An 8837-nucleotide genomic window follows, 5' to 3' on the forward strand; every position below is an offset into this window, starting at 1 on the left:
CTATGACCTCCTTGAGCGGTATTTCGCAGCCGGCTTGGAAGAAGCCTGCATCCGCGGTGCCGCCACGATTGTTTCATTGGATTGCGTGACCTCCCATTGCCCTTCATTCCAATCCAGCTTCAGCAGCTGCTGCTCCCGTTCCGCAGGACTTGCCGGCTGTACTGCCAGTTCAGCCGCAGGAGCTGTCTGTATGTCTTGGCCGGCTGCCTCCTGTCCATTGTTCAGATACTGGGCAAACAAGGTAAAGCCCGCTACACTTCCCAATCCGACAACCCATTTTGTCAAAGTATTACGCTTCAACCTGCTCCCCCCTTACCTGAATTGTCTCCTGCCCGACTGACGGCGCAATGGTGAAGCCAAGGGTATTTGCCAGAACAGCGAGCGGGATATACAGCTTGCCGTCCTGCTCAAACACCGCAGCCGGCATCGGTGTTTTTCTGCCATTTTCATAGATCACTTTGGAACCGCTGCGGACAACAAACATCCGGGTTCCCTTCTTCACTTCTACAATTCCTGAATTGGGGTACAGAGTCGCTTGCGCCTGCAGATAGGCGCTCATTTCCTGAATTGGCACGAACAGCTGCCCTTCTCTCGGAATGACAGGCAACACTACTCGTTCCTTCCCTGCCTCCTGAATTCCAAAGGGACCATTTTGCGAAATCGGAAGAGTCTCTACGCTCTGGGGCGCAGCAGCTGAACGTGACCATTGATACCAGTACTCTGCACGGGACGGTGCCGGAGCAGGCATTTCCTGCCGCTCCTCCTCGTATTCATCCTCATTCTCATACTCTTCCTCGTGCTCTTCTCCATGCTCCCGCTCCTCGTACTTATCACTGTTTGCCCATAGCTGCGATGGGGAGTATGAGACAGCAGAGAGCAGGATGACCGCTGTGACGGCCAGCTTCTTTTTCATTTTATTTGCCTCCTTCGTTTTGAAATTCTAGCTCTATCGTAGTCAGGAAATCTGAAAATAAGATGAAAATACAGGGGGAATTTGCAAATACACAAAGAAATTGAATAACTGAAGTCTCTTTTCTGCCGGTTTTTCATTAGGATTTGTATAATCTCTTTCTATATCATTTCTCTATCCCTTTTGCACGGGCAGTTCATATATAATAACAGTAAAGGCTTGCAAAAGGAGACAACATAATGACGACTGTCGGCTTCTGTAAGGTATATCGGGATAAGAGGAGAAATGGCTTTTGTGCTATGGGCATACACAGTATTCATGCAAATGAATTTCAGCAGGAAGGGAAAAGAAAACGGCTGCAATTCTCGCACATACAGGCAGGGATGCGTATACAGGCAGAAGTGCTGTTGGATACTTTACGAGATTGTAAGCAAACAGTAAGAGGGACAACTGACACGGATTTCTATTTTCAGAAGAATAACAGTGGCTACAGTCTGCCCTTCTTTCACGTTCCCCTTACAAAAATTGAGGGGGTATGGCAAGGAAAGCTGGAAGTAAGCATTGGCACAGTATATATTAAGATACTGCGGCCTTTGCCACAGCGGCCTATGAAGCCGCAAAAGGATTTGCCGGCGGTGCTGCACGAGGACCTTCTTCCCAAAAAGGAGCAGCCGGCCTCCAAGCATGAGCCCTCTCTCCATACATTGCGGCAGCAAAAAGGAATTCATATTGCCTGGGGCATGTATAAGCGTTGTGACAAATGCTTGAATTTAGGGGAAGGCAACATATGCCTGGTGCATAAGCTGACGGTGGAGAAGAACTGCATATGCAAGCAATTTTATCCTTACACGGTGCATCTTGGCGGCGGATTTTCGCCTCGCTGATCCCGTTGAAGGCAAAGGAAGCACTGCTTCACAAATGCTTCCTTTGCTTTTGTAAATCTTCTGCAAGCCGCTTTAAGTGCTCCCTGCCCAGCGGATACAAGAATACGAGGATGAGAAAAATGAACAAAAAAATAAGTGCAGGCACCAGCGTGGCCAAAGTCCGGATTCCTTCAAGCACCGTCTCTGTCTGCCGCTCCGCCCCCGCCCTGTATCCGGCCGCGGCAATCGCATAGCCCCCCAGCCCGCCGGCAAGCGCCTGGCCGACCTTGCGGGAGAAGGAATAAATGGCATACACAGTCCCTTCTTCCCGCAGCCCGCTTATATACTCCTGATAGTCAATTGCATCTGTTACAAAAGCCCACACCATGAGTTGAAAAAACGCGCTTCCAAGCATGCCGAACGCTAACAGGCTTAAAAACTGTGCTGCAGTCAAATGCGGCAGCGTGTACAGCAGCATATATACACCGGCAGCCAGCAGCAGCCCTGCGGCGGCTGTCTCCTTCTTGCCAAAGCGCCTGACCAGCGGCTCTGCGACCGGAATTGCAAATAGGAGAATGACCGTCTGCAGGAGCCCAAGAACACTCAGCACCCTTGCATTGTGAAAATAATCCTTAAACAAATAGACGTTCACTGCCCCAAGCAACAGCGAGCACAGCATGAACAAAAGCGATGCAGCCAGGAGGCTGAGCAGCGGCCTATTTTTCGCCACGCCCTGCAACGTGCTCTTAAAGCTTGCAGGCTGCTTGGATGCAATGGGTGCAACACGCTCAGTGGAAAGAAAATAGCAGGCTGTGTAGCTTGCCAGGGACAGAACCGCGCATACAATCGCTGCCGCCGTGAAGCGCCGGGCATCTGCCGCATTGTCTACAAATAAGACGAGCGGGCCAACAGCCGTTATAAGGAACGCGGACAGCGTGGCACCCATCGTCCGATAAACAGACAGTGTTGCACGCTCTGCCGGCTGGTCCGTAATGACGGAGGCCATAGAACCGTACGGGATATTGACTGTACTGTAGAGCGTGCCCCAAATCAAATATGTCAAAAAGGCATATCCCAGATAGAATTCCTCTGATCGGCCAGGAAGCTTCACAAATAAGAATACCCCGGAAATGACTAATGGCATTGCCATCCGCAAAATCCACGGGCGGAATTTCCCGCCCGGCCCCGGCTTTCTTACATCAAGAAAACGTCCCCACGTCACGTCTGCAGCCGCATCCCAAAGACGGGCAACAAAGAAAATCGCTCCGGCTGCGGCAGCTGAAATACGAAGCACATCCGTGTAATATACCATCAAGAAGGAAGCCACCAGCATAAAGAAAAAGTCATTTCCGATGTCTCCCATCATATACCCAATCTGATCTCTCATGCCAAATGGCTTGTTTCGCTGAAAGCTTTGTTTTTTCATCCTTGCATTCACCGCCCCTTCTAGTATACGGGCGTGCCTGTCCATTCATGCCCAGTCTGTCCCGCCGCGATACATTGCCGGACAAAAATTCGCCAAAGCATTATGAAGGTTTTTTGAAAGCGGCTTGCATGATATGGTAAATGGAGCAAGGAGAGCTATAATAGACTTGTAAATCAGTATAAGGAGGGATTTCAAATGGCTATTCGGGATTTACTGCTGAAGCCTGTTGGGGACACACACGACCTCTTTGATTCCTTCTTCCGTGAACCGTGGTTCCCAGCCATCACCCGAAACATGTTTCAGGTGGATGTGAAGGAAACCGACAAGGAAATTGTAGTGGAAGCTGAACTGCCGGGATTTTTGAAGGAAGACATCCAAATCCAATTGGATGATCGGTCCATCATGATTGTGGCGGAACGGAAGCATGAGATGGAAGAACAGGAGGCTGCCTACCGCCGCCGCGAACGGCAGTACGGCAAGGTGCAGCGAATGATTCCGCTGCCGGCTGATGTGAATCTTGACACAGCAAAAGCGGCAGTGAAGGACGGTATCCTGACTGTTACGCTTGACAAAAAAGGAATGGCCGACCCAAACCGCCGTTGGATTCCAGTTGAATAGAAAGACAGGAGGCTGACCCGCTGAGGTCAGCCTCTTTTAGTACAACAGCTCGCTTTTCAGCGTTGTCAACGCTTGTCCCAAAATTAAAACTCTGTCTCCCCGCACTTCCAGCTGCAGCTCCCCGCCCCGTTTTGAAGCCTGATAGGCAGAAAAATGATCCTTGCCAAGCTTCGTCTGCCAATACGGTGCCAACCCGCAATGTGCCGAGCCTGTCACCGGATCCTCCGGAATGCCGACAGCCGGGAAAAAGCAGCGGGACACGAAATCATACTTGCCTGAAGAACGGCTTGTAACAAGAATGCCCCGCGCTGTTACCTGCTCCAGCACCGAATAATTCGGATTCAGCTCCCTCACTGTCTGCTCGGACTCTACCTCTATGACATAATCCAGACGGTTTTGTCCTACATAGAGCGGTTGCACATCTAACGCAGCAATCAGCTGCTCTGGATAGGCATGCACTTCTTCCGGTTTTTCGGCAGGGAAGTCCAGTTCAATCCAATTTCCCTGTCTGGAGGCTGTTAACAGGCCGCTTTTCGTATGAAACTGAATGGAATGCTCCGGGCTGCAATGCCCCCGCTCCCATAAAATATGTGCGCTGGACAGTGTGGCATGTCCGCATAAGTCTACCTCCGTTGTCGGGGTAAACCAACGCAGCGAGTAGCCGTCCTCCTGCGGATACAAGAAGGCTGTTTCTGATAAGTTCATTTCAGCTGCCACATGCTGCATCCACTGTTCCTCCGCCGGGCCCGGCAGCACGCACACACCTGCCGGATTTCCGGTAAAAGGCTGATTTGTAAATGCATCCACTACATAGATGGTTGTCAACATATACACTTCCTTTCTCCAGCATACAATATTCTGCCAAAATGGCAGCATATCCTGCATCCACCGTACCTATTTCTCTAAAATCTGCCGGTAGAGCACGAAATAAGCATCCGCTTCCCGCTCCGGCGACGCATGATCCAGCACCCACTCCCTTGCACGTTGGATAACCTGCCGGCGCTGGAACGGATTCTGTACAACCTCATGCATGGCTTCCATAAACTCTTCCATTGTCCCATAGAGCCAGCCAGTTTCACTATGCTGAACGAGTTGCACATTCGCATCATTCCTGCGGGCAATCACCGGCCGGCCGGCCGCCATTGCTTCCATAAGAGCGAGTGACTGCCCTTCTGAACGGGAAGTGTTTAACACAACATCTGCCTGCTCGTACCAGAGCTTCATCGTCTCCAGTGGCACAACTCCGGCGTAGCGCAGCCACCAACGGGTTGCGGTGGCAGTCTGCACTTGCTCATACACATTCTGATCTAAGTTGCTGCCAAGAATCGTGAACTGCAGGTTTGGATATGTATGAACCAGCTCATCCATTGCCGGCAGCGTGTGCAACACATCCTTCACCGAACGCAAACCGGCCGGCAACAGGATTCGCGGTACAAGCTGCTCCGGCAGCGGCTTTGTTTGCCACGGCAGCCACACCCCCTGCGGAATAACGATTGTTTTCCCACCCCATTCCGGCCGCAGCCGCTGCACTTTTTCCAGAGCATCCTCGGTAAACACCGTGATCGCGTGCGCCTGCTCCAAAAATGTAAATACATCCGGATGGATCCCTTTTTGTAAATCAACATTGATATCTGTGCCGCCCATTGTTACAAGATACGGCCGGTCCAGCTTCACGTCATGCTCCCTGGCCCACTGTATGAAGCGGGTGGCATGCAGCACATGGATAAGGTCCGCCTCCGGCATATGCCAATTATCCTGCTCCAGATAGGGAATCACAGATATATTGGCTTGCTGCAGCTGCAGAAAGTGGACGAGGCGCTTGATGGTGGTAGAATTGCCCCTTGGCTGATTAAAGTATGGTGTAAAAAATAAAATATGCATGACTTGTCACCTTATCAATTGTTGTTGGTGCCATCATATTACAGTTATGCAGGAAGAGCAAGTAAGCTGGCTGCAGCTTTTCCAGTCCAGAAGAAAAGTGCCTGCAAACCTGCAAGGCACTCCTTCTCGGAAAGGATGGAAAACCGCAATTATAGCTGTAAGGGTTGCCCCTCAAATGCCTGCACTTCTAACGGCGCTGCGAGGAATTCCCTCGCCTTGGCTGTAAACGCCGTGAAGTGCCCGCTTACGTTATGGGCAGCCACTGCCTTCAAATCCTCCCATACCTCCACCATGGTGAACACATTCTCCTGCTCCACATCCTTTTGCAGACGGTAAGAGAGATTTCCCTTCTCTGCTCTTGAGGCCGCCACCAGCTGTTCAGCCTCTTTCAAAAACACTTCCTGCTGAGTAACATCAACACGGAGTGTGGCATGAATAATAATCATCGTACACTCTCCTTCCATTACTTCCAAAATGTAACTTTGTCAATTGGAAGACGCACAGACGGATATCCCTCATCTGCCGCCTTCCCGATGGAGATGAGCATAACGGGAACATAACGGTCTTTATCCAATCCAAAGGCTTCCGCTATTTGATCCTTGTCGTATCCGCCAATTGGATTTGTGTCATATCCGTAGGAACGGGCAGCAAGCATCAGCTGCATGGACACAAGGCCTCCGTCAATCAACACAACGTCCTTCATATCCTCCCGTGAAACAGTATGGAAATATCCGGAGAAGGAGGAAAGAATCCGTTCTTTTACCTCTACAGGCATGAATCCTTTTTCCACTGCTGCACCGTAAATCTCCTCAGCATTCTCGAAATTTTCCAAGTCGCCAAATACGGCAATAACAGCAGAAGAGGTTGCTACCTGCGTTTGGTTAAACTTCGCAAGCGGCGCAAGCTTTGCTTTTGCCTCCGGACTTTCAATGACAAGAAACCGCCACGGCTGCATATTAACAGACGACGGCGCAAGTGTAGCCAAGGAAAGAATTTGTTCCATTTCTTCACGGCTGATTTTTACGGACGGATCATAATTCTTTATGGAACGCCGGCCCTTTACAATCTGATTGAAATCATTTGTCACCTGTGCAGTACTCATAGTTGTATTTCTCCTTTTCATTACATGATTCCCTTGCTATGTAGGGTTCTCTGCTTCTCACACCTTATACAGACAGTCCAAAGCATTCACGCTTTGTAACGATACTCTTCTTTCTTGTAGATGTAAACTGATACAGCTTGGAAGAGAAAATGTCTAAATCTTCAATTTGATTTCCGATATGGTTCCCATCGAAGCAGATTGACTTTTGGAAAAGTTGCACCATTTAATGAATGAAGTGTATTGCTGACATACCATAGTAACAAAAAAATCCCTCAGCCACAGAATGTGAACCAAGAGACTTTTTTACTTATTTTACAGGACAAGCGGCAGCAATTAACGTATTGGACAGTGTGCCAATGCCCTCGATCGTCACTGTCACATGGTCCTCAGCAGTAAGCCACATCTGCCGGTCTTCCGGATACCCTAAAATCACACCATCAGGGGTGCCTGAGAAAATGATATCACCCGGCTTTAATGTCATATATTGAGACAAATAACTGATAATCGTATGGCAGTTGAAAATCATATCCTTTGTATTTGCTTTTTGTCTTGTTTCCCCGTTCACTTGACATGCAATGACAAGGTTATGAGGATCAACAACAGCATTTGCAGGAACAACGTAAGGTCCAACGGGCGCAAAGCCATCCAATGTCTTTCCGATGAGCCATTGGCCGCTTTTGAACTGCAAATCTCTCGCTGACAAATCGTTGCCCACAGTGTAGCCAAAGATATACTCATGCGCCGCCTCCTCTGACACTTTGTATGCCTCTTTCCCAATAATGATGACGAGTTCCGCCTCATAATCATATTTTACCGCAAGGTCAGGCAAGACAATCGGCTGATTGTGCGCTGCCAACGCATTGCTGAACTTACTGAACACGATGGGCTCCTTTGGAACAGCCATTTTTGATTCCGCAGCATGATTGATGTAGTTTAAGCCGATGCAAATGATTTTCTCCGGATTGTCCACACTTGGCCCATACACTACTGTTTCCTCTTGCTCAAAGAAGTCAGGATTATCACGGACAGCCTTATGAAGGATGCTTTCAATGGTCTGCAGGCCCTTTTCACCTTGTACAATCAGCTGCTTCAGTGTACCTGCTACAGGCATCTGATACGCTGCTCCTGCTTGTACCACGTCTAACACTCCATATTCCGTTGACAAAGCCAGCCTGATTTCTTCCCCTTTAACAATATGCAGCAACTTCATTTCGTGTGTCCCCCTTTTTTATTTTCATGCCGGTCACCAGAGAGCTTGCCCGTATTTATAAGATTCTTTCAGCTCCCTGTGCTTTCCTTTTACCAAACGCATACAGGCCTGTAAACGAAATGGCATTGCTTTTACAGACCTGGCTCAACCAAATGCTCACGCTGTGAGGTCCCAGCATGAGCATAGCCTTAGAAGGTGGCTGCCATCCCCTTTTACAATCTCCTGCTATGTAGAAACAAGTAACTGCCGCAGAGCGTCAACTGACCCACCACCTACTCGCTAACGCTCCTTGAGGTGGGGGCTTATGAAACAATTGAAAATTCCCCCTCTGCCCTTCTTTTCCCTTCTTGCTATTCTCAAGTGTCGAATGATTTGCATGCCACTCTCTTGCTGCAATATTCCGCGGCATCATGGCAGCTTACATGCCTTGTTCCCCTCTCAAAATTGAATTGCTTTTTCATAGCAATATTTTATCATATTTATATGGTAAATAGTGTAGCTTAGTAATTCATCATGAAAGAGATGTCACTTTGATAAGCAAAAAGTCTCCTCCTGACAAAAGAAAATCCCTTCTGCAATGGCAGGAGGGATTGCTGTTGCCTCGTGATGTCCTGCCCCTGCATTTTCCGGCAAAAAGTCTCCCCCTGTCGGAATAGATTGCGGGAACAGAACGAGCCCCCGGCAGGAATTGTTTCATGTTTTGAGGGGATTGTTCCATCACATTACCACACGAAAAAAGACCAGCCATGATTGAACTGGCCCCCAAAAGTTAGACACGGGCGTGTCAGGCAGCCTCTTGGGCATGAGACCGGTATTGAACCGGGCTC

Annotated in this window: 10 protein-coding genes; 2 read left to right on the forward strand and 8 right to left on the reverse strand. The window is 49.2% G+C overall.

Going from position 1 to position 8837, the window contains the following annotated elements:
* A complete protein-coding gene (locus NK662_RS22560; RefSeq protein ID WP_254761232.1) occupies positions 1-300 on the reverse strand; it encodes a hypothetical protein in 300 nt (99 codons plus the stop codon).
* Entirely contained in the window at positions 290-913 is a 624-nt protein-coding gene (locus NK662_RS22565) for a copper amine oxidase N-terminal domain-containing protein (protein WP_254761233.1), read from the reverse strand. Before NK662_RS22565 ends, NK662_RS22560 begins: the two co-directional genes overlap by 11 nt.
* 236 nt (positions 914-1149) lie before the next feature.
* Here NK662_RS22565 and NK662_RS22570 point away from each other — a divergent pair, with 236 nt between their 5' ends.
* On the forward strand, positions 1150-1794 hold the full coding sequence (locus NK662_RS22570) for a hypothetical protein (protein ID WP_254761234.1): 645 nt from the start codon (positions 1150-1152) through the stop codon (positions 1792-1794).
* Positions 1795-1822: 28 nt separating this feature from the next.
* Here NK662_RS22570 and NK662_RS22575 read toward each other — a convergent pair whose 3' ends face one another.
* Entirely contained in the window at positions 1823-3199 is a 1377-nt protein-coding gene (locus NK662_RS22575; RefSeq protein WP_254761235.1) for an MFS transporter, read from the reverse strand.
* A gap of 195 nt (positions 3200-3394) precedes the next feature.
* On the opposite strand from NK662_RS22575, the gene NK662_RS22580 reads away from it, so the two are divergent.
* Positions 3395-3817, forward strand: a complete 423-nt coding sequence (locus NK662_RS22580) for an Hsp20/alpha crystallin family protein (protein ID WP_254761236.1) — start codon at positions 3395-3397, stop codon at positions 3815-3817.
* Between the two features lie 36 nt (positions 3818-3853).
* Here NK662_RS22580 and NK662_RS22585 read toward each other — a convergent pair whose 3' ends face one another.
* From NK662_RS22585 to NK662_RS22605, 5 genes are all read right to left on the reverse strand, one after another.
* Entirely contained in the window at positions 3854-4645 is a 792-nt protein-coding gene (locus NK662_RS22585; protein WP_254761237.1) for a PhzF family phenazine biosynthesis protein, read from the reverse strand.
* 66 nt (positions 4646-4711) lie between these two features.
* Entirely contained in the window at positions 4712-5698 is a 987-nt protein-coding gene (locus NK662_RS22590; RefSeq protein WP_254761238.1) for a glycosyltransferase family 4 protein, read from the reverse strand.
* Between the two features lie 149 nt (positions 5699-5847).
* Positions 5848-6144, reverse strand: a complete 297-nt coding sequence (locus NK662_RS22595) for a putative quinol monooxygenase (RefSeq protein WP_254761239.1) — start codon at positions 6142-6144, stop codon at positions 5848-5850.
* Between the two features lie 17 nt (positions 6145-6161).
* Complete coding sequence (locus NK662_RS22600) at positions 6162-6800, reverse strand: nitroreductase family protein (RefSeq protein WP_254761240.1); 639 nt, start codon at positions 6798-6800, stop codon at positions 6162-6164.
* A 307-nt stretch (positions 6801-7107) separates the two neighbouring features.
* Entirely contained in the window at positions 7108-8010 is a 903-nt protein-coding gene (locus NK662_RS22605) for a fumarylacetoacetate hydrolase family protein (protein WP_254761241.1), read from the reverse strand.
* Positions 8011-8837 lie beyond the last annotated feature (827 nt).

It is taken from the genome of Ectobacillus ponti (genome assembly GCF_024294785.1).
Taxonomy (GTDB): Bacteria; Bacillota; Bacilli; order Bacillales; family Bacillaceae_G; genus Ectobacillus; species Ectobacillus ponti.

Coding starts and splice junctions, on each gene's coding strand:
- NK662_RS22565 (WP_254761233.1), bottom strand. CDS start 913: ATGAAAAAGAAGCTGGCCGTCACAGCGGTCATCCTGCTCTCTGCTGTC.
- NK662_RS22570 (WP_254761234.1), top strand. CDS start 1,150: ATGACGACTGTCGGCTTCTGTAAGGTATATCGGGATAAGAGGAGAAAT.
- NK662_RS22575 (WP_254761235.1), bottom strand. CDS start 3,199: ATGAAAAAACAAAGCTTTCAGCGAAACAAGCCATTTGGCATGAGAGAT.
- NK662_RS22580 (WP_254761236.1), top strand. CDS start 3,395: ATGGCTATTCGGGATTTACTGCTGAAGCCTGTTGGGGACACACACGAC.
- NK662_RS22585 (WP_254761237.1), bottom strand. CDS start 4,645: ATGTTGACAACCATCTATGTAGTGGATGCATTTACAAATCAGCCTTTT.
- NK662_RS22590 (WP_254761238.1), bottom strand. CDS start 5,698: ATGCATATTTTATTTTTTACACCATACTTTAATCAGCCAAGGGGCAAT.
- NK662_RS22595 (WP_254761239.1), bottom strand. CDS start 6,144: ATGATTATTATTCATGCCACACTCCGTGTTGATGTTACTCAGCAGGAA.
- NK662_RS22600 (WP_254761240.1), bottom strand. CDS start 6,800: ATGAGTACTGCACAGGTGACAAATGATTTCAATCAGATTGTAAAGGGC.
- NK662_RS22605 (WP_254761241.1), bottom strand. CDS start 8,010: ATGAAGTTGCTGCATATTGTTAAAGGGGAAGAAATCAGGCTGGCTTTG.